This window comes from Pseudomonas sp. JZ114 (genome assembly GCF_051027705.1).
Classification (GTDB): Bacteria; Pseudomonadota; Gammaproteobacteria; order Pseudomonadales; family Pseudomonadaceae; genus Chryseomonas; species Chryseomonas luteola.
Genome location: NZ_CP069256.1, coordinates 1,944,051 through 1,969,612 on the forward strand (window position 1 = coordinate 1,944,051; position 25,562 = coordinate 1,969,612).

24 protein-coding genes are annotated in these 25,562 nt (G+C 55.5%); 10 read left to right on the forward strand and 14 right to left on the reverse strand.

What is annotated here, in order from left to right; genetic code table 11:
- Positions 1–131: 131 nt before the first annotated feature.
- The 6 genes from JQR90_RS09055 to JQR90_RS09080 all read left to right on the forward strand — a co-directional run bounded on the left by JQR90_RS09055 (position 132) and on the right by JQR90_RS09080 (position 6,656).
- A complete protein-coding gene (locus tag JQR90_RS09055; RefSeq protein WP_037030207.1) occupies positions 132–581 on the forward strand; it encodes an HIT family protein in 450 nt (149 codons plus the stop codon).
- Positions 582–623: 42 nt separating this feature from the next.
- On the forward strand, positions 624–2,372 hold the full coding sequence (locus tag JQR90_RS09060; RefSeq protein ID WP_010798133.1) for a fatty acyl-AMP ligase: 1,749 nt from the start codon (positions 624–626) through the stop codon (positions 2,370–2,372).
- Between the two features lie 4 nt (positions 2,373–2,376).
- The gene (locus JQR90_RS09065; RefSeq protein WP_010798134.1) at positions 2,377–3,291 is read left to right on the forward strand and encodes an NAD-dependent epimerase/dehydratase family protein; all 915 of its coding nucleotides are present in this window, start codon (positions 2,377–2,379) and stop codon (positions 3,289–3,291) included.
- A 37-nt stretch (positions 3,292–3,328) separates the two neighbouring features.
- Complete coding sequence (locus JQR90_RS09070) at positions 3,329–3,592, forward strand: acyl carrier protein (protein WP_010798135.1); 264 nt, start codon at positions 3,329–3,331, stop codon at positions 3,590–3,592.
- Entirely contained in the window at positions 3,576–4,778 is a 1,203-nt protein-coding gene (gene spt, locus JQR90_RS09075) for a serine palmitoyltransferase (RefSeq protein ID WP_010798136.1), read from the forward strand. The genes JQR90_RS09070 and spt overlap by 17 nt, the downstream gene beginning before the upstream one ends.
- 168 nt (positions 4,779–4,946) lie before the next feature.
- Positions 4,947–6,656, forward strand: coding sequence for an ABC transporter ATP-binding protein (locus JQR90_RS09080; RefSeq protein ID WP_010798137.1), 1,710 nt, complete (start codon positions 4,947–4,949; stop codon positions 6,654–6,656).
- Positions 6,657–6,700: 44 nt separating this feature from the next.
- Here the strand turns inward: JQR90_RS09080 and JQR90_RS09085 are convergent, their stop codons facing one another.
- Both JQR90_RS09085 and JQR90_RS09090 read right to left on the reverse strand, forming a co-directional pair.
- The gene (locus JQR90_RS09085) at positions 6,701–7,252 is read right to left on the reverse strand and encodes a GNAT family N-acetyltransferase (protein ID WP_010798138.1); all 552 of its coding nucleotides are present in this window, start codon (positions 7,250–7,252) and stop codon (positions 6,701–6,703) included.
- Positions 7,253–7,320: 68 nt separating this feature from the next.
- A complete protein-coding gene (locus JQR90_RS09090; RefSeq protein ID WP_010798139.1) occupies positions 7,321–8,106 on the reverse strand; it encodes an exodeoxyribonuclease III in 786 nt (261 codons plus the stop codon).
- 211 nt (positions 8,107–8,317) lie between these two features.
- Here JQR90_RS09090 and JQR90_RS09095 point away from each other — a divergent pair, with 211 nt between their 5' ends.
- Positions 8,318–9,013: a TerC family protein gene (locus JQR90_RS09095; RefSeq protein ID WP_010798140.1), complete on the forward strand. Its 696-nt coding sequence runs from the start codon at positions 8,318–8,320 to the stop codon at positions 9,011–9,013.
- 396 nt (positions 9,014–9,409) lie between these two features.
- Here the strand turns inward: JQR90_RS09095 and JQR90_RS09100 are convergent, their stop codons facing one another.
- From JQR90_RS09100 to JQR90_RS09110, 3 genes are all read right to left on the reverse strand, one after another.
- A complete protein-coding gene (locus JQR90_RS09100; protein WP_010798142.1) occupies positions 9,410–9,730 on the reverse strand; it encodes an Arc family DNA-binding protein in 321 nt (106 codons plus the stop codon).
- A 180-nt stretch (positions 9,731–9,910) separates the two neighbouring features.
- Positions 9,911–10,492, reverse strand: a complete 582-nt coding sequence (locus tag JQR90_RS09105; protein WP_010798143.1) for an acyl-homoserine-lactone synthase — start codon at positions 10,490–10,492, stop codon at positions 9,911–9,913.
- Between the two features lie 80 nt (positions 10,493–10,572).
- On the reverse strand, positions 10,573–10,989 hold the full coding sequence (locus JQR90_RS09110) for a DUF4902 domain-containing protein (RefSeq protein ID WP_083397884.1): 417 nt from the start codon (positions 10,987–10,989) through the stop codon (positions 10,573–10,575).
- A 120-nt stretch (positions 10,990–11,109) separates the two neighbouring features.
- Between JQR90_RS09110 and JQR90_RS09115 the strand changes: the two genes are divergently transcribed.
- Positions 11,110–11,823 carry a LuxR family transcriptional regulator gene (locus tag JQR90_RS09115; protein WP_010798145.1) on the forward strand — a complete coding sequence of 238 codons (714 nt, stop codon included), beginning with the start codon at positions 11,110–11,112 and terminating at the stop codon, positions 11,821–11,823.
- A gap of 66 nt (positions 11,824–11,889) precedes the next feature.
- Here JQR90_RS09115 and JQR90_RS09120 read toward each other — a convergent pair whose 3' ends face one another.
- The gene (locus JQR90_RS09120) at positions 11,890–12,555 is read right to left on the reverse strand and encodes a nucleoside/nucleotide kinase family protein (RefSeq protein ID WP_010798146.1); all 666 of its coding nucleotides are present in this window, start codon (positions 12,553–12,555) and stop codon (positions 11,890–11,892) included.
- A gap of 230 nt (positions 12,556–12,785) precedes the next feature.
- On the opposite strand from JQR90_RS09120, the gene JQR90_RS09125 reads away from it, so the two are divergent.
- Entirely contained in the window at positions 12,786–13,760 is a 975-nt protein-coding gene (locus tag JQR90_RS09125; protein ID WP_010798147.1) for a Gfo/Idh/MocA family protein, read from the forward strand.
- Positions 13,761–13,896: 136 nt separating this feature from the next.
- Entirely contained in the window at positions 13,897–15,858 is a 1,962-nt protein-coding gene (locus tag JQR90_RS09130; RefSeq protein WP_010798148.1) for a glycoside hydrolase family 3 protein, read from the forward strand.
- Between the two features lie 133 nt (positions 15,859–15,991).
- Here the strand turns inward: JQR90_RS09130 and pip are convergent, their stop codons facing one another.
- From pip to JQR90_RS09170, 8 genes are all read right to left on the reverse strand, one after another.
- Positions 15,992–16,978: a prolyl aminopeptidase gene (gene pip, locus JQR90_RS09135; RefSeq protein WP_010798149.1), complete on the reverse strand. Its 987-nt coding sequence runs from the start codon at positions 16,976–16,978 to the stop codon at positions 15,992–15,994.
- Positions 16,979–17,223: 245 nt separating this feature from the next.
- Positions 17,224–19,188: a PAS domain S-box protein gene (locus JQR90_RS09140; RefSeq protein WP_434140746.1), complete on the reverse strand. Its 1,965-nt coding sequence runs from the start codon at positions 19,186–19,188 to the stop codon at positions 17,224–17,226.
- 220 nt (positions 19,189–19,408) lie between these two features.
- Positions 19,409–20,692 carry a TRAP transporter large permease gene (locus JQR90_RS09145; RefSeq protein WP_010798151.1) on the reverse strand — a complete coding sequence of 428 codons (1,284 nt, stop codon included), beginning with the start codon at positions 20,690–20,692 and terminating at the stop codon, positions 19,409–19,411.
- A gap of 1 nt (position 20,693) precedes the next feature.
- Positions 20,694–21,224, reverse strand: a complete 531-nt coding sequence (locus tag JQR90_RS09150; RefSeq protein ID WP_010798152.1) for a TRAP transporter small permease — start codon at positions 21,222–21,224, stop codon at positions 20,694–20,696.
- 89 nt (positions 21,225–21,313) lie between these two features.
- Positions 21,314–22,297: a TRAP transporter substrate-binding protein gene (locus tag JQR90_RS09155; protein WP_010798153.1), complete on the reverse strand. Its 984-nt coding sequence runs from the start codon at positions 22,295–22,297 to the stop codon at positions 21,314–21,316.
- A gap of 65 nt (positions 22,298–22,362) precedes the next feature.
- Positions 22,363–23,265, reverse strand: coding sequence for an SMP-30/gluconolactonase/LRE family protein (locus JQR90_RS09160; protein ID WP_037030894.1), 903 nt, complete (start codon positions 23,263–23,265; stop codon positions 22,363–22,365).
- Between the two features lie 58 nt (positions 23,266–23,323).
- Positions 23,324–24,145, reverse strand: coding sequence for an NAD-dependent epimerase/dehydratase family protein (locus JQR90_RS09165; RefSeq protein WP_010798155.1), 822 nt, complete (start codon positions 24,143–24,145; stop codon positions 23,324–23,326).
- 399 nt (positions 24,146–24,544) lie between these two features.
- The gene (locus JQR90_RS09170) at positions 24,545–25,468 is read right to left on the reverse strand and encodes an AraC family transcriptional regulator (protein ID WP_010798156.1); all 924 of its coding nucleotides are present in this window, start codon (positions 25,466–25,468) and stop codon (positions 24,545–24,547) included.
- Positions 25,469–25,562: the final 94 nt, after the last annotated feature.

The window sequence follows — 25,562 nt, forward strand, 5'->3', positions numbered from 1 at the left end:
TTATGCGCTTATGGTTTACGGATGTTTCAAAAAATAACAAGCATTAGTGATTCGAATAGGCTTTCAAAGCAGCGCATAAACATTTAACTTCCGTAGCCGAACCTAATCATACGATGATCAATGGGGTCTGGATGGAATCGACTGATGCGTTGAACGCCACCATGAAGAAGTTTGGCGCTCCTGATACTGTGATTCGTGATTACCGATATTGGGCGGTGCTGTTGCGACCCCAGCAGGTAACGTTGGGCTCTCTGGTATTGATTGCCAAGGAGCAGGTGACGGCCTTTGCCGAGTTGAGTCCGGCAGCATTTGCAGAGCTCAAAGCTGTTACTGTCGACATTGAAAGCACTTTAAAAACTATCTTCAACTACGACAAACTGAACTATCTAATGTTGATGATGGTCGATCCAGACGTCCATTTTCATGTAATACCTCGTTACAAGAGTCCCCGTACTTGGGCTGACCGGGAGTTCAGTGATAGTGCCTGGCCAGGACCCCCTCAGCTGAATTCATCGATTGAGTTTCAGGAGGTCGACAACATTAATTTACGTGATGAACTGATGCGCTGCTGGCCTTGCTGATCGGCCCGCTGCATGCGATGTGCTGAAAGCAGGACCAAAGGGATGGCCGAACTGTACATGTCTGCAACACTAACTCAACACGGTTTACCTCAGCGCCTGGCTGATTTTTCGACGTTGTCGGAAGCGCTTGATTATGCGGCTGAAGGTGAAACAGGGCTGAACTTCTATGATGGCCGTTGCCGCCTGACGGCTGTTGTACAGTACGGTGCCCTTAGAAGAGAGGCTCTCAAGGTCGCTAAACGGCTTCATGGTTTGGGCCTTGAGCGGGGAGATCGGGTTGCCCTGATCGCCGACACCGATCTGTCCTTCATGGAGGTTTTCTACGGCTGTCAGTACGGCGGCTTTGTGCCCGTTCCGCTGCCGATTCCCTCGGGGCTAGGCAGTCACGATATCTACGTCAAGAAACTCAAGGGACTCCTCAAGAGTTGCGAAGCCTCTGTCGTATTCGCACCGGCCGAGTTGGTCAAGTTTGCCAAGGAGGCCGCTGAGCAGCCGATGCGATTCATCGGTACGGCCAAGGAGCTCTCCTTGCGCCCGCTTATAGCAGTCGAGCTGGCGCCTTCCCGTGCCGATGAGGTCGCGTATTTGCAGTACACCTCCGGCAGTACCCGTTTCCCGCGTGGTGTCGTTGTAACGCAGCGGGCTGTGATGGCGAATCTGCAAGGCATTACGCGAGATGGCCTGGGCGTTCAGCCGGGTGATCGCTGCGTCTCGTGGTTACCGTTCTATCATGACATGGGGTTGGTCGGATTTGTCCTTGGCCCGATGGCGTCCCAACTGTCCGTTGACTATCTGCGGACTCAGGACTTTGCCATGCGTCCCAGGCAGTGGCTGAGTCTGATCAGCCAGAACCGCGGTACGATTTCGTTTGCACCTCCTTTTGGTTACGACATTTGCACGCGCCGTGTTCGCGAAAGCGATATGGAGCGTTTTGACCTGTCCAGCTGGCGCATCGCAGGTATTGGCGCCGAGCCTATCAGGGCAGAGGTGTTGAACCGTTTCGCCATGCAGTTCGAACGGACGGGCTTTGATCGCAAGGCGTTTTTGCCCTGTTATGGACTGGCGGAAAGCACCCTGGGCGTCAGCTTCGCGCGTCGTGATACCGGTATCCAGACGGACCGTATCAATCGCTGGGAGCTTGAGCACCATTCCCAGGCCATTCCTTTCGACGGGCCGGACAGCAACGCCAGCAGCTTTGTCAATTGTGGTGCGGCCCTGCCCGGACATACGCTTGAAATCCGTGATGACAACGGACATGCCTTGCCTGAGCGTGCAATCGGTCGTATTACCCTGAAAGGGCCGAGCCTAATGTCGGGTTATTTCTGCGACGAAGAGTCTACCCAGGCAGTCATGAGCCCTGAAGGTGATTGGCTGGATACGGGAGATCTGGGCTATCTCTCCAAGGGTGAGCTCTATATTACCGGTCGCCGCAAGGACTTGATCATTGTGCGCGGACGTAATATCTGGCCTCAAGACATTGAGTACCTGGCCGAATGCCAGCCGGATATTCGCCCCGGCGACGTCATTGCCTTTCTTATTCCAGGCGAAGAGGAGCCTCAGGTCGTCGTCCAGGTTCAGTGCCGTATCATGGATCTGGAACAGCGTGAGCATTTTGCTCAATCGCTGACCAAGCTCATCAACAGCGAGTTTGGCCTTACCTGCCGGGTGGAGCTGGTGCCGCCTCATTCATTACCGCGTACGTCCTCCGGCAAGCCCTCGCGAGCCGAGGCACGCAAGCGGTTTATCCAGCAGATCGAGGCTGATTGCGGCCTCTCTCTTGCTGCTGGATAAGCCTTTGACCGCTCAGGTTGTCGCCCTCACGGGGGCGACAGGCTTTATCGGAACCATCTTGCGCAAGCGTCTGGTTGAAGCGAATCTCACGGTACGCGCTCTAAACCGACGCGAAGACGGCCCCCGCGACGGTGTCACCTGGATCAAGGGTTCCCTTGGGGAGCCTGATTCACTTGAGCATCTGGTAGACGGGGCGGACATTGTTATCCACCTTGCCGGTGCCGTTAGAGGCAGCACGCCCCATCAGTTCAACCGGATCAACGTCGACGGCAGCGCCCATCTGATGGAGGCTGTACGGCGGATTGGTGCAGGCCGGCGGTTTCTTTTGATGTCTTCTTTAGCGGCTCGGCATCCAGAGTTGTCCTGGTATGCAGCCTCCAAACGTGAGGCAGAGCAGGCTATCCAGCAACGGGCCGGCGACCTTCCGGTTACGGTATTCAGACCTACCGCAGTTTATGGGCCGGGCGACAAGGAGATGCGGCCACTCTTCCAGTGGTTGCTGCGTGGCTGGCTATTGACGCTGGGTGAGCAATCCGCACGCTTGTCATTCATTCATGTGGAAGATCTCGTCCGCGCTGTGGTGGCCTGGGTCGGTGCCTCGCAGGTACACTCGGCTACCTATGAACTTAGTGATGGTCATCCTGACGGCTATGACTGGCAGAGCATTGCCGAGATTGCTAAAAGAGTTCGCCAAGGGCCGGTGCGTAAGGTTACTGTGCCTGCCGCAGTGCTTGAGGGAATGGCACAGGTCAATCTGTCCCTTTCCCGCCTGACACGACGTGCACCCATGCTGACACCCGCCAAGGTAGGTGAGTTGAGACATCCTGACTGGTCATGCAGTAATGCAGCCGTTGAGCAGGCACTGGGATGGCATCCAAATATCCTGCTGGAGAAGGCTTTGCAAGAGCGTAGTTTCTGAAAGGCCTAGGGCATTCATTCCGTTTAGGGACTTAGTCATGACATCCCAAGAAAAAATACTAGAAAAGATCTTTGCTTACCTCAATCGCCTTGCGCCTCCCGGTACGCCTATTCATCCCGACATCGATCTGATTCAGGAGCTTGGCCTGGACTCCATCAAGGTCATGGATCTTCTGATGGAAATGGAAGACGAGTTCGATATCTCCATCCCGCTCAATGTCCTGACCGACGTCCGAACCCCCGCGCAACTGGCACATGCTGTCATCGCCTTGCTGGAGCCTGCAGATGGCACTGTTCGATAAGTTCAACAAGCTGGCACAGGAACGTACCGCTCTGATCCAGGCGGAGCCCAGTCCCTTTGGTACGCGCATCGACGAAATCTATACGCCTACTGAAGGACGTATTGGGCAGTGGCGTGTAGTGCTTGCGGGAACCAACAATTACCTGGGGTTGACCTTCGATGCTGAATGCATCAAGGCTGCCCAGCAGGCGTTGGAACATGAAGGCACTGGTACGACCGGCTCGCGCATGGCCAATGGCAGCTACGGCAGCCACATGGCACTTGAAGAGGAATTAGGTGATTTCTTTCAGCGCCGCTCGGTCATTGTATTCTCGACAGGCTATCTGGCCAACCTGGGCATTATCGGCACCCTGGCGGGGCCGGACGACATCGTGCTGCTGGATGCCGATTGCCATGCCAGTATCTATGATGCCTGCCGCATGGGTGGGGCACAGGTCATTCGCTTCCGGCATAACGATGCCGCCGACCTGGAAAAGCGCATGCTTCGCCTGGGCGAAAAGGCCCGTGATGCGATCATCATTGTAGAAGGCATCTACAGCATGATGGGTGATCAGGCGCCACTCAATGAAATCGTCGAGATCAAGCGTCGTCTGGGTGGATATCTGCTGGTTGATGAAGCGCATTCCGTTGGGGTGCTGGGTGCCAACGGCCGCGGTCTGGCCGAGGAGCTGGGCGTCGAGGACGAAGTAGATGTCATCCTGGGTACGTTCAGCAAGAGTCTGGGTGCGATTGGCGGCTTTGCAGCAAGCCAGCACGCTGAGTTCGATCTGCTTCGTTATGCAAGTCGCCCTTATATCTTTACAGCGTCACCTTCGCCTTCAGTGATTGCTTCCGTGCGTACGGCGTTACGTAGCCTGCGTACCCGTCCCGAGCTTAGAACGCAGCTTTGGGACAATGCACGACAGCTGCACAAGGGATTGTCGGCGTTAGGCTATCGGGTAAGTTCAAGACCGAGTCCTGTCATTCCGGTCATGCTGGGTTCGCCCAAGGAGGGCGTTGCCTTCTGGGAAGCGCTGATCGAGCAGGGCGTTTATGTGAATCTGGTGCTGCCTCCTGCCAGCCCCAACGGGGATGCGCTGGTTCGCTGCAGTGTCAGCGCCGCTCATACGCCAAAACAGATCGACCAGATCATTGCTGCCTTTGCAACGCTACGTGATGTGTTTTCGACCGCGGCGCAAGTCAGCTGACGTGTCTGCCTTACGCCGCTTTTACAGGGGTAAGGCAGATCAAGAGTTTATGAACCAAGCTATAGGCTCACAGGGATACGGAGCTGGATTACCCCTTTGTAGTCTGGCGATAGGTCGAGCCGTGCGCTCCCTATCCAGTTAACCGAGCCCATCGCTAACGGATATACCATGCGGATTCTTTTTGCTTACGGCCGGGCTTACCCGGTGCGTACGTTTCTGATGTTGATAAGCCTGCTGCTGGCAGGTATCGCGGAAGGGGTCGGCTTGACGACCTTACTGCCGCTACTCTCCATTGCCCTGGGTGATCAGGCGCATTCCGACTTGGCCAATAAGGTCATTCATGTCCTTGGGCTGGTGGGTCTTGAGCCTACGCTGGTAACGATGCTGGTCGTGATCGTTGTGGGGCTGACGCTGAGCAGTACATTGGTGCTCTTGGGTAACCGTCAGGTCGGTTATGCCGTAGCCCATGTGGCCACTGACCTTCGAATCGATCTGATTCGTGCGTTGCTGGGGAGTCGCTGGGAATACTATCTGCGTCAGCCTGCCGGTGCGCTGGCCAATGCTGTAGCGACCGAAGCCTATCGTGCATCGACAGGGTATGAGCATGCGGCCAACATGTTGGCACTGGTCATCCAGGCGGTTGTGTATGCCGTCATTGCGTTCATCGTTTCTTGGAAGGCAACGCTGGTTTCGCTCATCCTTGGAGGTTTTCTCCTGATGGCCCTGCAGCGCCTGGTAAAGACGTCCCGGCGCGCCGGCAAGAGTCAGACCAGTCTCATGCGCGAGCTGCTGGCTCATCTGACCGATACGCTGGGATCGGTCAAGCCGCTCAAAGCCATGGCGCGTTATGACATTGCCGATTCGCTGCTTCGCCATCAGGCAGCCGAGCTCAACAAGGCGATGGAACGTGAGGTCATGAGCCGTGAAGCGTTGCGTGCGCTTCAGGAGCCCATGCTTGCCATCCTGGCAGCCGCTGGGCTGTATGCGGCGCTGGTGGTCTGGAAGCTGCCTCTGTCGTCTGTCATGGTGCTCATCTTTCTGGTGGTGCGGGTACTGGGTCTGCTTCACAAGGCACAGCAGCGCTATCATCGGATGGCCGCACAGGAGAGCGCTTATTGGGCGTTACAGGATTCCATCAACGCGGCGCTGGCGGATGCTGAGCCCAATGGCGGCACCCGCACACCGTCTCTGAAAAGCGCTATCGTGTTCGAGCAGGTGTCCTTTCATTACGGAAGCAAACCGATCCTGAGCGAGGTGGACCTTACTATTCCGGTCGGAACATTCACCAGCCTTATAGGGCCGTCTGGCTCGGGAAAGACCACTATTCTGGATCTGATATGTGCGCTGCTGGCTGCGCAGTCTGGGCGCGTCCTGATCGACAGTGTTCCGATTGAGGAGATCGACAAGCGCCAATGGCGTCGCCTGATTGGCTATGTGCCGCAGGAAACCTTACTGTTGCATGACACCGTTCTGGCTAACGTTACGCTGGGGGATCCCGAGCTTACGGCTGCTGATGCCGAGCGGGCGCTGAAGCAGGCCGGAGCATGGGAGTTCGTGGAAAAACTCACCGGCGGTATGAATGCTGTCGTAGGGGAGCGGGGCGGACGTCTTTCGGGCGGGCAGCGTCAGCGTATCGTTATTGCCCGTGCCCTGGCGCATAACCCTCGTTTGTTGATTCTGGATGAGGCCACCAGTGCGCTAGATCCTGAGTCCGAAGCCGCGATCAGCCATACCCTGAAAGCGCTAACCCCTGGTATTACCATAATTGCCGTATCGCACCGGCCTGCACTGATTGATGTGGCCGATCAGGTGTATCGCCTGTTCGAAGGGCGGCTGACGCAGATCAAAAGCAATGAGCTCGACGAGGTGGCGCATTGACCTCTAACACGGATGCCGTCCGGTCTGCCCCGGAGGGCATCCGTTCAGACGCTGGCTGCCTCACTTTGTGGGCTACGGGTGAGTCGATAGAACATCATCATTTCGTCTTCCGTTTTCAGACCTAGCGAAGCGGTTTTGGAAAACAGATACTCGAAGCCGCTCTTGACCAGAACCCTGCCTGAGGCAGGATTGCGCGCAAGGTGATTGCCGCGCACCTCGGTCAGGTCCAGCGTTTGAAAGCCAAAGTCTGTAATAGCCTTGCAGGCTTCGGAGCCGTATCCCTGATTCCAGTAATCCACGCCGATCCAATAGGCAACGATAGCGCGTCGGTCACGGATGTGATTCAGCGAAATGACGCCAATCAGCTGCTCTGTCTGTTTCAATCGAATGCCAAAGGCAGCCAGCTCGCCGGCTTCCCAGCGAGCGGTGTGAGTAGCGATCCATGATTCGGCCAATCCGTCGGGATACGGATGGGGAATGTGCGCCGTTACATCGGCAATCAAGGGCGAATTGGCCAGCAACTGAATGCGTGGCGCATCACTTGGCAGGAGCGGGCTTAATAGCAAACGGTCCGATAGGAGGGTAGGCTGAGTCACGGTCTGTTTTGTGGCGATGGACAGATCCCGAATGTAGCATGGTGTCCATGACCGGATCGTGTCTTCGTCTATGGGGCCTTGAGCGTAATCCAGGTAGGAGCGTGATCACTGGCATGGGGCTGGTCACGTACCCAGCGGTCTACACCGGCATCCAGCAGGCGTGGCGCAAGTGATGCACTGAGCAGGAGATGATCGATACGCATGCCCGAGTTTTTCTGCCAATGCTGGCGGAAATAGTCCCAGAATGTATAGATGCGCTCGTTAGGGTGGCAGGTGCGCAGGGCATCGGTCCAGCCTTGTTCCAGAAGCTGCTCGAAGCAGGCTCGGCTTTCCGGTTGCAATAACGCATCTTTCTGCCAGGAGCGCGTGCTATAGATATCCTCATCTGTAGGAATGACATTGTAGTCGCCTGCAAGAACGACCGGATGACCACTTGCCTGCAGCTGGGCAGCATGAGCATTCAGCTTTTCAAACCAATCCAGCTTGTAGTCAAATTTAGGACCTGGTTGTGGGTTGCCATTGGGAAGATACAGGCAACCCACGACGACTCCATGAGCGACCGCTTCCAGATAACGGCTCTGGGGGTCGTTCTCATTACCCGGGAGGCCGCGTCGACTTTCCTGGGGCGTTTCGCCCTTTGCCAGGATAGCCACTCCATTCCAGGACTTCTGGCCCTGCCATAACGCACCGTAACCGGCATTCTGGATCTCATCGACAGGAAAACTGGCATCAGCCATTTTCAATTCCTGCAAACACACAATGTCGGGGGATTCACGGTGTAGCCATTCGAGCAGATGAGCACGTCGTGCCTGCAGGCCATTCACATTGAATGTGGCGATTTTCAGCGGTTCCACAAGAGCTCCTTGTAGCGGTAATGTCATCCACAATGCGTTGTAGGGATAGACGTATGACCTCGGCAGCAGGCGTTCTTTCCGGTCGTCTGCACTTCTTCATGAAACCTTTGGATACATTGAGGCTCCACAAGGGGGTGTAAATCCTCACCGGCAGACTTTGCGTGTTCTGGCTCGGCACGTTGCGGCTGTCTCTGTTTCAAGGGAGATAGTGTTGACTGATTTGATGAATAATCCTGATCTTTGGCTTGCTGTTGGACAGATCATCCTGATCGATATCCTCTTGGGTGGCGACAATGCCGTGGTAATTGCATTGGCTTGTAGAAAACTGCCCGAGGCGCAGCGAAATAAAGCCATTCTGGGTGGCGCGCTCGGTGCCATCCTGCTCAGGATCGTATTGATCTTTTTCGCTCTTGAATTGTTGACGTTGCCTTATCTCAAGCTAATCGGTGCGCTGCTGCTCGCCTGGATCGGTGTAAAACTGATGCTGCCCGAGGGTGAGGACGAACATGCTGATTTGAAGGCAAGCCCGAAACTGCTGGGCGCTATCTGGACCATTATCGTGGCAGATGCGCTTATGAGCCTGGATAACGTTGTGGCGGTGGCAGGGGCGTCCCATGGCCAGCTCGAACTGGTCATTTTTGGAATCGTGGTCAGCATCCCGATCATTATTTGGGGGAGCAAGCTGGTGTTGCGCCTGATGGAGCGTTTTCCAATCATCATCAAATTGGGCGCGGCGCTGTTGGGCTGGATTGCGGGTGGAATGGCGGTGGCCGATACCAGCCTGCCTGCCTTGCCTTCATGGGCGCATTACGCAGCGGGTGTAACAGGCGCGCTGATCGTTGTCGCGATAGGTACGTTGCTGGGGCGCTATCAGCAACATCGTGCGCTACGGTCAGGTGGTGCTTAAGGTGAGGTTAGCCTGGCGCCTGATAAAGCCCAGGCACCAGAAGTATTCACGAGAACGTGATAAGGCCGGGGATATCAGAGAGTGATAACCAGAGAAATGCAAGACCAGTGGTAAGAATCAAGAGAAAGTAAAAGACGCGCATGGCGAAAGCCTCTGAACATACAGGCACGCAAGGGCAAAGAAGCAAGCAAACATTGCAGCCTGTTAAGATGACAAGAAGAGAGCAAAGGCAGAATCCAATTATAGATAATGCGGCGCTGTTGTCATCTGCGGTTCGCTTGTTTTTAGAGGGGATGAACCTAGGGCGGGGCTGGGGAGGTAGGGATGAGCCTTGGGCTGTACCTGAAAAGATCCGGACCCGCCCTTATGGCGGAAGGCAGGCCCGGATAAGAGTGCCTATTCGCGTGCTGCTGTCGCTGCGTTATCGGCGATCAATGAAATCAAGGCGTTCTGCTGACGTCCTGACAAGCCCCTGAAGCGCTGCAGCAGTTCGCGTTCATGGGCGCTCAGCTCAGGGCTATCCAGCCGCATTCTGGCGCTACCGTCCATTTCACCATTCTGGATCAAGCTCTGCTCAAGGCGAGCGATAATTTCGGAGTTCATGCTCCGGTGATGGTGACGGGCTACATCCGCAATATGATCGCGCATTCCTTCAGGAAGACGGACGACAAATTTGTCTGCTGTACGGCTGGAATAAGATCTGATTGCCTGAGTCATGAGTTTAAGTCATCTAAATGATTGGGAAGCGTATATTCAAGGTCAAGCTGGCTTTCAGGTGTTGAAAGGCAGGGATCACCTGATGTGTTTTTAAAGCCAAACTAGGGCCTTTTTATCAACGTCCTTTTATTGATTGGTCTATCCATCTTTTTATTAAGCACGCATGGCAATCAGGTCGTTTTATTGAAGACCTAATGCATTTCTTGTCTGGTTGTCGATTTCTATCCAGAAAGCGACGACCGGTTTGTTATCAATAAGATGTGGTTTGGAAATACGGTGAATATTCAGGCCGGCACGTTTGAGCAGTCTTTCGTTGCCAACACCGGAAAAAGCGATCAGGCGGTGCGCTCCTCGAGCACTTGCAGCATCAACTACTTTTGACATCAAGGCGATATTGTTTTGCCATGATTGCGCGGCGGTTAATACTTTATTTTTGGGGGTGCTCAAGGCAAAGCGAGACAGTTCCCAAATATCGGAAGAATGCGGTAAGGCCGCGCCTTCCATTAATTCGGGGAAGACTTCACCCAGTAGATACGGCTTATGGGTAGGCAGTAAGCGGGCGCAGCCACAGACTTCGTTGTTGCTGTCATGTGCCACTACATAAAGGGTGTCTTCACGGTCGAACTCATCTTGTTCGTTACCTTCCTGACACTCGAGAGGCCAACCCATCTTTTCAACAAAAATGTTATATCGATATACCGAAAGGGCCTGTGCCATGGCCGGTTTTAAATCTTTAACCGTCCCTGTTACCATATTAAGCATATCGCATCTCCGTAAGTGTCTTTACTCCATTACAAGAGAGCGACGTTTTTTTGGACAGCTGCCCATCTGGACAGGTCTGCTTATAAGGTGACTGGAATTCCGGACTGCCAGTTTTGTCGAGAGAGCCAGGATATTAGTAGTTCTTCTGTAGCCCGTGGTCCCAGATCGTAACCGGTTGCACATCGCAGCATCAGATTGGTGCTGATTCCACCGGGAGCAAGGTAGGGGCTTCCAATTGAACTTTGTCTGAACCAGGTCCAGCCAATGCTGATGGAGGGTGAATGTGTCGTGCTGGCCCATTCGCAAAATCCGGCAGAAGCGGCGTCTATTCCAAGGCTGTGCAGCTCCTCGACGAGATCCATGTCCATCCAGGCCATGTATTGGTAAAAGGTGACGTCGCTGAACTCCTTGTAAGACATGCGGATGAAATGATCTGGTGCTAATAAAGACATGGCAGCGCCCTTGGGATGCGACGAAAGAATACCTAAATCGACCAAGATTCATCACCTTACAAGTTGTTTCGCAATAATTAAGTCATCACCAATAGATGATGGTACGGAGCCTGTTAGAAACAAACCACTGCCCATTTGGGCATCTTTTACAAAGGTTGAAGTAATGTGAAAGACTGGCGTGAGGATTATCTCTCTTTATGCTCCGGGGCTAAATCCGAACATCAATTGTTCAGTGAGCTTGGAAAGATCATTTCAGGTCTGGGGTTTCAATTCTGTTCTTATGGCCTTCAGGCGCCACTTCCTGTTTCTAGCCCAAAAATAGAACTTCTTACAACATTTCCTGATGCCTGGAAAAGTAAGTATGTAGCTAATAATTATTACTGCATCGACCCAACCGTACGGCACGGTATCCGGGAACAGTCCCCTCTGATCTGGTCAGCGGAGCAACCAGCGGTGGAGCATGATTTCTGGGAAGAGGCGATGCAGCATGACATTCGTCATGGCTGGTGCCTGTCGTCGCGAGGGCAGTTTGGAACGATGGGGCTGTTGTCGCTGGTTCGTTCTTCGGAAAAACTTACCGTTACAGAACTCGACGAAAAAGAAGCCAAGCTTATATGGCTGACCACGCTTGTTCATTCTTCAATGGTGCGTTTTCTGGCTCCGAAAACCATGCCTGAATGTACGAGTGAACTAACTTGCCGTGAGCGGGAAGTTCTCAAATGGACAGCCGTAGGCAAGACGTATATCGAAGTTGGACTGATTCTTAATATCGACGAGCGTACCGTTAAGTTTCACTTGGTAAATGCCATGCGGAAACTTCATGCATCCAATAAGGCGGAGGCGGCGGTCAAAGCGTCTTTGTTGGGGATGTTATTCTAGTGAGCACTGCCTCAAGGGCCTGTCTGAAACGCATCAGCCAGGTCCTTGATTCATTACGCAGCTCACTTACCGGGCCGGTCCATCAGACCAGGGAATCTGAAGATGGGCTCGATCCTTGTACTGGTCGATACGCAGAGCGTTGGGCTCATCAGTCTGCTCAACCCAGGCCTGAGCAGCTTCGCGGCTTCGCCCAAAATGCATATGGCGCTCGATCAGCCGGGTACGGCGCTCATCAGGGTCGACAGCAACGTACCAGCACTCGTCGAACAGTTCGGCCACGGGTTGCCAGGGGCCCTCATCAAGTAGCAGATAGTTTCCCTCACTGATGATCAGCGACACTTCGGATGAGATTGGAATCGATCCGGCAATGGCTTCCTCAATGTCACGATGAAACGAGGGCGCGTAGACCGTTTCGTCTGCCTGCTGGTGCCTGAGACGCTTCAGCAGGGCCCGGTATCCATACACATCGAACGTATCCGGTGCCCCTTTGCGTTCCGCGCGGCCAAGGCGAGCCAACTCCCGATTGGCCAGATGAAAGCCGTCCATGGGTACGACCAATGCTCGCGTGCCCAACTCAGCCGCCAGCAGATCCGCCACGGTCGACTTGCCAGCACCCGGTGGGCCAGCGATTCCCAGCAGGCGACGACCACCTTGCTGCAAAAGGGCTTCGGCCCGCTCGATAATGGGTTTAGGTAGGGAGAGGCCCGCTACCGGGCGTTGGCTGCTGGTCATCGTGGCTCGCTTCTTGTTGCGGATGGATTGTCTATGCCGAACGGGCTGTATGCCTGGGCAGACGGTTTGTCACCGCGCCGTTACCAACTAACAGTTCGCAGCATAGGGTGCAGTGACTACTATTCCGACACACCTGTTTTGTACGGTAGTCCTGAGTCTGCGTGGTCGCATCGCACGAAGACAAGGGAAAAAGTGCCAAACCTATTGATTCCTTGAACGGGAGAGAATTCATGGATGTTGTGCGCTGGGGAATGATTGGCTGTGGGGATGTGACGGAGCGGAAAAGCGGGCCAGCCTTTTACAAGGCGCCTGGCTCTGCGCTGGTAGCGGTGATGGGCCGCCGTGCCGAGGCTGTCACCGATTATGCGGCGCGTCATGGCATTGCGCGGATATACACCAATGCGCAAGCCTTGATCGATGATCCAGACGTGGACGCTGTTTATATCGCAACGCCTCCCGACAGCCATCATGCCTACAGCATGCAGGTGGCCACCGCAGGCAAACATTGTTGTGTCGAAAAGCCGATGGCGCTCAGCAGTACGCAGAGCGAGGAGATGCAGCAGGCATTCGACAAGGTGGGTCGCCATCTTTTCGTATCGTATTACCGTCGGTCACTGCCCCGGTTTCAGCGGATACGCGAATGGTTGACGCAGGGCCATATTGGCGAGGTCAGGCAGCTGACCTGGAGCCTGATAAAGCCGCCTTCGCAAAAAGATCTGGAGCAGCAGGCCAACTGGCGAACCGACCCGGCTGTCGCAGGGGGTGGATACTTTGCCGATCTGGCCAGTCATGGCCTTGACCTGTTCCAGTACCTGTTGGGCGATATCGTGGCCGTAAGCGGTTTCACTGCAAGACAGGCAGGGCTCTATGCGGCGGAAGATGCAGTAGTTGCAAGCTGGCGTTTCTCATCCGGCGCGCTCGGCATGGGGTGCTGGAATTTTGTGGCTGACCGCCATGAGGATCGAGTCGAAATCATTGGCAGTCGAGGGCGTATTCTCTTTTCAGTATTTGGTGATGAGCCGGTCCGGCTGGACGCTGAAGAAACTGTTAGCGAGTACATCCAGCACCCTGAGCATATCCAGTGGTATCACGTGCTGGGTATGAATGCGCATATTCGAGGTGAGCGTGACTACGCTGCGCTGGCGCGGGAAGCCGTTAAGACGGACCGGGTAATGGACCAGATTCTGGGGCGTGCCAAGGCATAGATAAGCTTGTTGAAATACCTGCGCCAGACAAATCGGTGCGGTTAGCAAGCGGATTCGTAAAACCTGCTCTATAGTTCCAGTGCCCTAGATCATTAGTGCGCTACGTTAACCAATAACAAGGAAAAGAGAGGGTTCGATGAAAAAGGCCGCTGCTTTAATCAGCTTAGCCACACTGGCGACAGGAGTCTCGGCGCAAGGTATTTCTTCGCACGGTGTAACGCTTGAGCAGAAAGACCTGCCTGTACTAACGGTGGGCGGCTTGCAGTTCAAGGACATGAACCGTAACGGTCGGCTGGATCGTTATGAGGATTGGCGACTGCCTGCCGAGGACCGTGCCCGCAATCTGGTTACCTGGATGACGCTTGAGGAGAAGGCAGGAGCCATGATGCATGGCACCTTTCCGACCGTAGCGGATGCCGGTGGGCTGGGTGGCGGTGCCGTCTATGATCAGGAGGCGATTGCCAAGACGATCGAAACCAAGAAGGTAAACACCTATATCACGCGCCTGGATACAGACCCCGAGAATTTCGCCAAACAGAACAATGCGCTGCAAGTCTTGGCTGAACAATCGCGGCTGGCGATTCCCCTGAGCATCAGCACCGACCCCCGTAACTCTTTCCTCTACACACCAGGCGCCAGCAACCAGTCCGGTTCGTTCTCCAAATGGCCGGAAGCCTTGGGGTTGGGCGCCATTGGGGACGCTAAGGTCGTCAAGACCTTTGCCGAGGTCGTACGCGATGAGTATCGCGCGGTAGGCATCAACGTGGCGCTATCTCCGCAGGCGGATCTCTATACCGAGCCGCGTTGGCCTCGCGGCAGTGGTACCTTCGGACAGGATGCCCAGTTGGCCAAGCGTCTGGTTCGCGCCTATGTTCAAGGCATGCAGAATGGTAATTTCCTAAACCCTGGCAGTGTGGTGACGGTGGTCAAGCACTGGGTAGGCTATGGAGAGGCGAAGGATGGCTGGGACAGCCACAATGCCTATGGCAAGTACGCAGACTTCTACGGCAAGGACATTCGCCAGCATATCGTTCCGTTCATAGGGGCATTCGAGGCGAATGTAGGCTCTGTCATGCCGACCTATTCGATTCTGCAGAACGCCTCTCACCAGGGACGGCCGATCGAAGAGCAGGTGGGGGCGGGATTCAACCGCTTCCTGCTACAGGATCTCCTGCGGGACCGCTATGGCTTCAAGGGCGTCGTCGTGAGCGACTGGCTGATTACCAAAGACTGTAACGAGGCCTGCCAGAACGGCAGCAAGCCGGGTGAGCCGTTCTCGCTGGGAATGCCCTGGGGTGTCGAGTCGCTGACTGAGCTTGAGCGTACCGCCAAGGCCATCAACGCCGGGGTCGACCAGCTTGGCGGAGTGGATGACAGCAGTCTCGTAGTGAGTGCGGTCAAGCAGGGGCTCGTGTCCGAGCGTCGTGTGGACGAGGCGGTCATCCGCATCATGAAGCAGAAGTTCGAGCAGGGACTCTTCGAGAATCCGTATGTGGATGAAACCAAGGCCGCCGAGGTTGTAGGCAGTGCAGAGCATCAGCAATTGGCAGATGACGCGCAAAAGAACTCGCTGGTACTGCTCAAGAACCGCAAGTTGCTGCCTATTGGCCAGGGCCGAAACGTTTATCTTTATAACGTCGATGCCACTGCGGCGCAAAAGGCCGGCCTGAATGTCGTGGATTCGCTGGACAAGGCGGACGTTGCCATCATGCGTTCCACAGCGCCCTACGAGCTGTTACATCCGAATTATCTGTTCGGAAGCATGCAGCATGAGGGTTCGTTGGACTACCCGGAGGACAATCCAGACCTTATCCAGATCAAGGCTGCCAGCGCAAAGGGTGTGCCGACTATTGTAAGTGTGTATCTGGATCGTCCGGCCGTGCTGACCAAGCTTGAGGGGCAGGTAGGTGCCCTGATCGGCAACTTTGGTGTATCCGACGAGATCCTTCTGGACGCGGTAGTCAATCCGACCCGCTTCAAAGGCAAGCTACCGTTTGATCTGCCGCTTTCCATGGAACAGGTAATCAACCGTCACTCAACTAACCAGGAAGGCAACCGCAAACCTCTGTACCCGATGGGGTATGGATTGATGTTCTAACTGCTCTCTGGAAAGGCTTGCCGTGTGGTTGCCGGTGTGGCAAACCCTGCCAGCAGCCTCGACCACGCCACAGGTCTTGTGTGGCGTGGTTTATTGCAAGCGCTCCAGCGGTATCTGTGTCGTGACAGAGCTATCAAGGCTGGTGGAAATCGCCGGTCTTCTTGAAGACCTCGAACGCCTGGATCAGCCCACTCAGCGTTCCGGGTTCCATTGGTGAGTGGCCTGCATCAGGCACCATGTTCAGCACGGAGCCAGGCCAGGATTTGTGCAGCCGATAGGCAGCATGAGGCGTTGCGATCATATCGTGCCCACCTTGCACAATGGCGCACGGCAGGTGGTTGATACGGTCAATGTTGCGAAGCAACTGGTCGTCTTCCAGAAACATGCTGTGCTTGAAGTAATACGGATCCAGGATACCCATGCCCATCATGGTCGTATCGTCAGCGGCTTGCTCTTCAACGCCTTCAGGATCATGGCGCAGCAGCGCACAGCTGCCGGAATATTTTACCCAGTAACGGGCGGCCTCCTGCCGAACGTCTCTATCTTCGGAGGTCACCCGCTTGCAATAGGCTTCTAACAGGTCACCTTGTTCCTCCTCCGGCAGCCACTTGACGAAGTCTTCATGGGCCTTTGGGAAAAACAGGCGCATACCGTAAACGAACCAGTTGATCTCATCGGTTGTGCCCAGAAAGATGCCACGCAGGACAAAACCCAGGCAACGCTCAGGATGGGCTTCGCCATAAGCAAGCGCCAGGGTGGTTCCCCATGAGCCGCCACAGACAAGCCATTTGTCAATGCCGAGCATCTCCCTCAGGGTCTCGATATCATCGATCAGATGCTGGGTCGTGTTGTTTTTAACCTCGGCCAGGGGAGTGGAGCGTAACGCGCCACGCTGATCGAAGAGGATGATGCGGTAATAGTCCGGGTCCCAGAATTGGCGCTTGGAGGGCGGGGCCCCTTCGCCAGGTCCGCCGTGCAGATAGACGACGGGTAACCCCTCAGGATTGCCGGACTCCTCCCAATAGAGTTGATGGGTGTCGTCAACCTGAAGCATCCCGCTTCGGTTGGGATTCTCGATGGGAGGGAAAATTGAATAACAAACTTCACACTGAGCATCCATAGATAACTCCGCAAGACAGATTTAATGCTCTATTCGACTGTGCGGCTTCCTGCTGAATGTGAGGCAATACCTGCCATATCAGGTTAGGGCGAATGAGGTATGAGCTGAGAAGAGGGTGGTAATCCAGATCAGGTTATTGATTCGGATACGTTTTATAGGAGCTGTTTCGCTGGCGTGGAGTTTCTATTGAAAGGTATCGAGCCGATAGAAGGCCGGGTGCGCGATGGCCACCCGGCGTGAGAGCATCAAGCCGAGGTTATGGCGTCCGGACGCATGGCCTGATCAATGGCCTTGGCCAGCTCTTCCAGGCGGAAGGGCTTAGCTAGCTTGTGCAGATCAACCGAAAGCGTTGCTGGCAACTCGGCATACCCTGATGCGAGCACTATGGGAAGGTCCGCCCAATGAGCCCGTATGGCCTCTGCCAATTGAGTGCCGCTCATGTAAGGCATGGCCTGATCAGTAATGACCAGATCGACAGGCGGATATGCCTTCCTCATTATATCGAGCGCCTGGGTGCCACTGGAGGCCTTGTAAACGGTGTTTCCCAGGTCTTCCAGCATGGCAGCGGTACTGGTCAGGACGAGCGGGTCGTCGTCTACCACCAGGATATGAAAGGTATTTCCGGGTTTGTCTGTTGAAGGCGCGGGTAGGGGTTCGTCAGTGGTCTGCATGCCGGCATCAGATACGTGTGCGGCGGGTAACCAGATTTCGGCTGTAGTGCCTTCGCCCAGCCGGCTTTTGAGGATGAGCCTGCCACCGGATTGTTCGGTAAGGCCGTGCACCATGGACAGTCCAAGCCCCGTTCCCTTACCGATGCCCTTGGTGGTAAAGAAAGGCTCCATGGCACGGGACAATGTGTCTTCATCCATTCCCTGGCCGGTGTCCTGTACCGATAGGCAGACGTAGGCCCCCGGTTTCAAGTGGCTGGGATGGCCTTGGGAGATCAGTTCATCACGGGCCGAGATGATGATGGAGCCGCCCTCCGGCATGGCGTCTCGTGCATTCATGGCCAGGTTGAGCAGGGCCAGCTCCAATTGATTGGTGTCGGCGTGGGCAGGTCTGAGAATCAGCGGAAAGCGGGTTTCGATCTTGATCGACGGGCCCAGGGAACGCTGAAGCAGTTCGGCCATACCGCGGACCAGAGTAGGCAGTTCAATGGTCTCCGGATTCAGTTCCTGACGGCGTGCGAAGGCCAGCATGCGCTGGGTCAGAGAAACGCCTCGCTGTGCCCCCTGGATGGCATTGTCGAGCAGCGGTGTAACCTTGGGATCATCCGGCAGACGCTTGCGAACCAGTTCAAGGCAGCCAATGAACACCATGAGCAGGTTGTTGAAGTCGTGGGCAATCCCACCGGTCAGCTGGCCCAGGGCTTCCATCTTCTGTGACTGGAACAGGGCCTCCCGGGCTTGCTCCAGAGCCAGTTGGGTTTCCCGTTTCTCGGTGATGTCACGGGTGACCTTGGCGTAGCCGAGGAGGGTGCCGTTGTCGTCCCTTATTGCATCGATGACAACATTGGCCCAAAAGCGTGTACCGTCCTTGCGGATTCGCCAGCCTTCCTTTTCAAAACGACCCTCACGTTGAGCCGTTTCCAGCCCCTGTTGGGGCAGGCCTGCTTCCCGATCTTCAGGGGTGTAGAAGCGTGAGAAATGCTGACCGATGATTTCCTGTGGGGTGTAACCCTTGATCTTCTCGGCACCGGCATTCCAGCTAGTCACCTGACCGGTCGGGTCCAGCATGTAAAGGGCATAATCGGAGACGCCTTGAACCAGCAGGCGGAACTGCTCTTCACTTTTTCTCAAGGCGTCTTCCGCCGCCTTTCGCTCGGTAAGGTCGCGCGTCACCTTGGCAAAGCCCAACAGCGTGCCTTGTGCGTTACGAATAGGGTCGATTACAACATGCGCCCAGAAGCGTGTGCCATCCTTGCGTACACGCCAGCCTTCCTGCTCGAACCGGCCTTCACAGCGGGCCTGCTCAAGTGCCCGGCCGGGTAGGCCGGTCAGCAAGTCCTCAGCGGTATAGAAGCACGAAAAGTGATGACCGAGGATTTCTGCTGTCTCGTACCCTTTGAAGCGGCGAGCGCCGGGATTCCAGCTTGCTACGAAACCGTCCGGATCCAGCATGAAAATCGCGTAGTCAGAAACGGCTTCCACGAGCAGACGATACTGCCCCTCATCGATGAGAGCGGCAGGCAGCCGTTCGGCATGTTGCATCAAGGCATCCTCCAGGTGGGGCTTTATCGTTCTTATAGGTTCAACAGGCTCAGGCCATTAATGCAGGCATTAACGTACTGAAAGGCTATCAATAATGGCACGTTCACTATAGGAAAAATTGCGGGGAAACGAAGCGAATTGCAGGGGTGATCCGATGAGCTGCCAGTCGGCAGTAGAGAGGGGCTGCTGGTCCCGATGAGACCAGCAGTCATGCGATGGATCAGTTACCCATCAGGCTGGGTAGGAAGAGAGAGATTGCGGGGATATAGGTTACGGCCATCAGGGCAGCAAACAGGGCTACATAGAACGGCAACAGTGCCTTTACGGTTTGCTCGATAGTCACCTTGCCTACAGCTGCGCCCACGAACAGCACGCCGCCTACCGGTGGGGTGATCAGACCGATACCCAGGTTGACCAGCATAATCATGCCGAAATGCACGGGATCTACGCCAATGGAGATCATGACCGGTAACAGGATAGGCGTCAGGATCAGGATCAGCGGAGCCATATCCATTACCGTACCCAGGATCAGCAGCATGATGTTTACGCACATCAGGATTACATAACGGTTTTCCGAAATGGTCATGAGGGCGCCGGTGATCTGTGCCGGAATCTGCATGAGCGTCATGATGTAGCCAAAGCTTGAGGCAAAGGCAATCAGGATCATCACCACAGAGACCGTACGTACGGTTCGATGCATGAGCTTGGGCAGTTCATTCCACTTGTAATCGCGGTAGATGAACATTGTCACGAAGAATGCCCACAGCACGGCAACCGCAGCAGATTCCGTTGCTGTAAAGATGCCGGAGATAATGCCACCGAGAATGATCACCATGGTCATCATGCCCCAGAGCGCCTCGACGCAGATCTTCAGCGCCTGCTTCATGGGAATGACTTCACCCTTGGGGTAGTTGCGCTTCTTGGCGAAGAACAGGCACATCAGCATCATGATGGCGCTGAGCAGAAGCCCCGGTCCAATGCCGGCGATGAACAGCGAGCCGATGGAAACCGTACCACCGGCGGCCAGCGAGTACAGGACGGAGTTGTGGCTGGGTGGAGTCAGCAGCGCCTGAACCGAGCCGCTGACCGTAACGGCAGTGGCATAGTCACGCGGATAACCCTTCTTTTCCATTTCCGGAATCAGCACCGAACCTACCGAGGCGGTATCCGCCAGGGAGGAGCCGGAAATTGCGCCAAAGAAGGTCGAGGCCAGGATGTTGACCAGCGACAGCCCACCGCGGATGAAGCCTACCAGTACGTTGGCGCACTCCACCAGCCGCCGCGACATACCCCCTTCGGCCATGATGGCCCCCGCCAGCACGAAGAAGGGAATGGCCAGCAGGGAAAACTTGTTGATACCCCCAGCCACCTGAATCATCAGCGCATCGAACGGAATATCGATCCACCAGGCGCCGACGAGCGCCGCTAGGCCAAGTGCGTAGGCAACCGGCATGCCCAGCAGAATCAGCAGTATGAAACTGCCTAGTAATACGAACGCATCCATATCAGGCAACTCCTTCGGCCGCTTCTTCTACCGCATCGTATTGCACGACGCGCCGTTGGCTTTGATCGCCAAAAATGATTCTTTCGAGCACGAACCAGAGGGTCAGCGCGCCACCGATTGGGATAGGCGAATAGGCAATCCCTACCCGGAGCCAGGCCAGGTCACTGGTGAACTGGTACCAGGTCGCCATGCACAGCTTGATACCCCAGATCGTCATGAAGAGGCTGATGGCGGTCATCAGCAGATTGACCAGAACGGCATCGTATTTCTTGAGCAGTGGCGGAAGACGATCGGTAAACATTGCTACAGCCATGTGCGCACCGGCACGGTAGCTGGGCGCTGCGCCAATGAACGTGAAAATGGACATGAGCAGAATGGCGATAGGCTCCGGCCAGGATGAACCGGTTCCCATTACGTAACGGGTAAAAATACCCCACGGAATGATGAGCGAGATGACAAGAATTGACAGGCCCGCTATCCAGACACAGAGGGTATAGATGACATCGTTGACACGCAGAAGAGCATGTTTCATGAAAAGCTCCGAGCGGCCGCATGCTCGCTGCGAGAGGACCTCGGAGCGAGCAGGGCATGTCAGGTTGTTGTTGTAATGGCCGTCAGGCCTTATTGCACCGCTTCAACACGCTTGACCAGCTCGGCGAATTTGGGTCCGTACTGCTGGCTATATTTTTCACGTACCGGCGCGGTGGCGTCATAGAAAGGCTTGCGGTCAACTTCGATAAACTCAACGTTGGCAGCTTTCAACTTGGCGACACTTTCCGCGTTGTACTTGTCCCACAGCTCACGCTCTTCCATCTGCGCTTCGCGTGCAGTTTTCTTGACCAGCGCCTGTTGATCCGGCGTCAGCTTGTTCCAGGTGGCCTTGGACATGACCAGCATTTCCGGCAGGATCAGGTGACCTGTCTGGGTGTAATACTTGGCTACCTGGAAATGGTTCTGCGTAACCATGGTAGGCGGGTTGTTTTCCGCGCCATCGATCACGCCGGTCTGCAAGGCGCTATAGATCTCACCGGTTGCCATCGCAATACCGCTGCCGCCCATGGCGTTCAGGGTGTCAATGAAGATCGGGTTGCCGATTACACGGATCTTCATGCCGCCAAGGTCTTCTATCTTGCGCACCGGCTTTTTGGTGTACAGATGGCGAGTACCGCCATCCATCCAACCCAGGGCCACGAGATTGAAGTTGGAGTTGGTTACGGTATCCAGCAACTCCTGGCCTACCTCACCATCAATCACTTTGCGCATATGCGCTTCGTCGCGGAAGACGAAGGGCAGGTTGAACACGTTGACTTCCGGTACCACCGGGCCTACCGATCCGATGGAAATGCGGGCCATCTGAATCGCGCCCAGCTGAACCTGCTCGACTACTTCCTTTTCGCTACCCAGGACGCCGCCGGGGAACATGCGAATGCTGAGTTCGCCGTCGGTTTCCTTCTTGAGTTTCTTGCCCATGTTGTCGACGGCAACGACCGTCGGATAGCCTGCCGGGTGAACGTCCGAAGACTTCAGGGTGATATCAGCCAGTGCGATTGCGGGAGTCAGAAGCGCACAGCATGCAGCGGCCAACAGGTTACGTTTGAAATTCATGAGATAACTCCTTAGTACATCTTGTCTTTGTTATGAGGAGTACAGCGGTAGTAGAAGGCGTTGTTCTATCCTCTGAACGTCGGCTCTTCCAGGCCTTTCACGCCAGGCCTCAAGGCAAACACACCGCCCGCCAGAGGTTGATCAGATAGATCACCGCCAGGTCGGATGGAGGTGACGAACAGCGTATCCAGGCCCGGTCCGCCAAAGGCGCACATGGCCGGTTTTTTTACCGGTACGGTCAGCGAACGATCCAGCTTCCCATCCGGGGTAAAGCGATGGATCTGGCCAGCATCATTACCGCAGATCCAATAGCAACCGTCCTCATCCACCGCGGCGCCATCAGGGCGACCAGGATAATTGTTCATATCAACGAACAGACGGCGGTTGTGAGGGGTGCCGGTATCCGTGTCGTAGTCGAATGCCCAGATCAGCTGTGCATTGGGATGCGAGTCGGACAGATACATGGTCCGGCCGTCTGGGCTGAAGCCCAGACCGTTGGGTACGATAAGGTCTTCCAGAATCGGGGTCAGGCCATCGGCTGCGGTCGAGTGTTGCTCAGGGAAGCGGTATAGCTTTCCCGCCGGTGTTGCAGCTGCCATATCCATGACCATGGTTCCCGCCCAAAAGCGACCCTGGCGGTCACAGCGTCCGTCATTGAAACGCATGTTTCCGGTCGGGTGCGTTACGTTGGCCAGGGCTGTGGCTTGCAAGGTGTCTCCGTCGGTGATCTCTACCTTGAACAGACCACTCTCAAGGCCTGCCAACCATGCAGTGTCACTGCCGTCATAGCGTGCCACGCAGGCGATCATTTCTGGAGCCAGCCAGGCGCGGGTGCTGCCATCGGCAGCACTCCAGCGGTTGAGGGTACGAGCAGGGATATCGACCCAGTAGAGCGCCTGTTCCCGTAGGTTCCAGACCGGGCTTTCTCCCGTACCGTTGCGGGCATCCAGAATCAGTTCAGCTTGCATCATTCTTATCTCTCTTGTTCAGTCCGATCGTCCTGATCCATCGCAAGCAACGGCGTACTTATTCAAACGGACCCGAGGCAACGAAAGCGCCGCCCTGATACACCATGGACGGATCATCCGCCGCCGGAGCCGGCTCTGCTTCGACTTTCTCGCGGAACTGCTCGGAGGAGTCCTGTGGCTCCCAGCCCAAGTGAGCGGCCAGGCGGTTATCCCACCATACGTCACGGTTCTTGGAGGCTCCAAACACGACGGTGTGGCCAACATTGGGCGTGAACAGGGAGCGGGCGATCAGATTGGTCAGATCGTTGTAGCTCAGCCAGGTAGCCAGCATGCGGCGGTTCTGCGGCTCGGGGAAGGAGGAGCCGATACGGATGCTAACGGTTTCGATGCCATAGCGATCAAAATAGAAGCTGGCGACGTCTTCACCATAGGATTTGGACAGCCCGTAGTAGCTGTCTGGGCGGCGCGGCGAGCTAGCATCGATACGTTCGGTCTGCTTGTAAAAGCCGATGACGTGGTTCGAGCTGGCGAAGATGACGCGCTTGACGCCATGGCGGCGTGCCGCTTCGTAAATGTGGAAGACGCCTTTGATGTTGGCTTCCAGGATTTCCTCGAAAGGACGCTCAACCGAAACCCCGCCAAAATGCAGAATCGCATCTACACCTTTGACGAGTTCATCGACGGCGGCTTTGTCAGAAAGGTCGCACGGAACGACTTCTTCATGGGGGCCTTCGGCGGGTGCCATGTTGGCGATATCGGAAAGCCGAATCACTTCAGCGTAAGGGCGGAGGGCTTCGCGGAGTACCTTCCCGAGACCGCCTGCGGCGCCGGTGAGAAGGATACGGTTCAAACGCTGATTCTCTACAGAACTGGTCGCCATGTCAGTTTCCTGGTTATTAGTATTATTTTGAGTCGTAAGACATCATACGACTAGATGGCGAAATTTTTAACAGTGCTTACCTGCGATGTCAACGACGCCTTTTTCTTGGAGGCGGTAAGTTGTCGTATCTTACGAGTTTCGCCAAGACTCCTGTAAGGAAACCCTTCGCTGGAAACATTCTCTTACAAGCTTTTAAGGGTGTCGATTAAGCTCAAAGCCAGGGTACAAGCGCCCTATAGTGGCGTAATGACCTGATTGATAAGAGCGGAGCAGAGAAATGCTGGGTTTGACCGATAGGTCATTGCTGTTGGTTAGACAAAGGTCTAATCCCGCCGGGGTAGTCTGCCGTGCTAGGTGCGCGCAAGGTTCTAAGTGCGGGCGGTAGGACGTCAGGTGTTACTACGCGCTCGCTCTTAAGCGGGCCATATCTTTCATGGGTGGTGCTCCAAATAACCGGCTGTATTCGCGGCTAAATTGGGAGGGGCTTTCATAACCCACCCGGTGCGCTGCCGACGAGCAATCGATGCCCTCATGGAGCATCAGGCGCTTGGCTTCCTGAAGGCGTAGCTGCTTCTGATATTGCAGTGGGCTCATCGCAGTCACCGCCTTGAAGCGATGATGCAGCGTTGAAGGGCTCAGATTGACGCGCCGGGCAAGCTCATCGATCTTCAACGGCTCAATGTAGTTCTGATTCAACCAGTTGATGGCGCGATTTACACGGTGGGTTTGGCTGTTCGTTATTGCCATTTCGTACAGTCGATATCCCTGGGGGCTACGCAGTAACCGATAATAGATCTCTCGTAGCACCAGAGGGGCCAGCATCGCCGCGTCACGCGGGGTGTGCAAGAGGCGAACCAGTCGAGTCACGGCATCGAGCATGGCATTATCCACGCGCTCGACGTACAGGCCCCGGTGAGCTGGTACGACGGGGACACCTGTCGGGCCGGCGTCGGCTATCAGGCGGGTAATTTCCGCCGGGTCCAGGTTGATCCGAATACAGAGATAGGGGCGCTCGGGGGTAGCCTCGATAATCTGGCCGGTCACAGGAAGCGAGACAGAGCCCACCAAGTAATACAGAGGGTCATAGGTAAAGCATTCATCGCCAAGCGTAACCTGCTTACGACCTTGTGCGATGACACAAAAGCTGGGGTTGCTGATCCCATGCACAGGGTCTGAGGGCTGGCTTGCACGCATCAAGCAGAGACCGTCGATCCGGGTGGTATGAGCGCCATCGGTCAACGTAAGCTGATCAATCAGCGCTGCCAGTTCCTGCTGCAGAAGCGTGTCTCGACTATGAGTGGATTCATGCGTTACACAGTCCATGCTGATCCCCTGAAGCTTGCGGTTCCCATTGTATCGGCGTGCACAGGCGTACCGATCAAGTCAGGCGTCACGATAACCAAAAGTGGCAATGCAG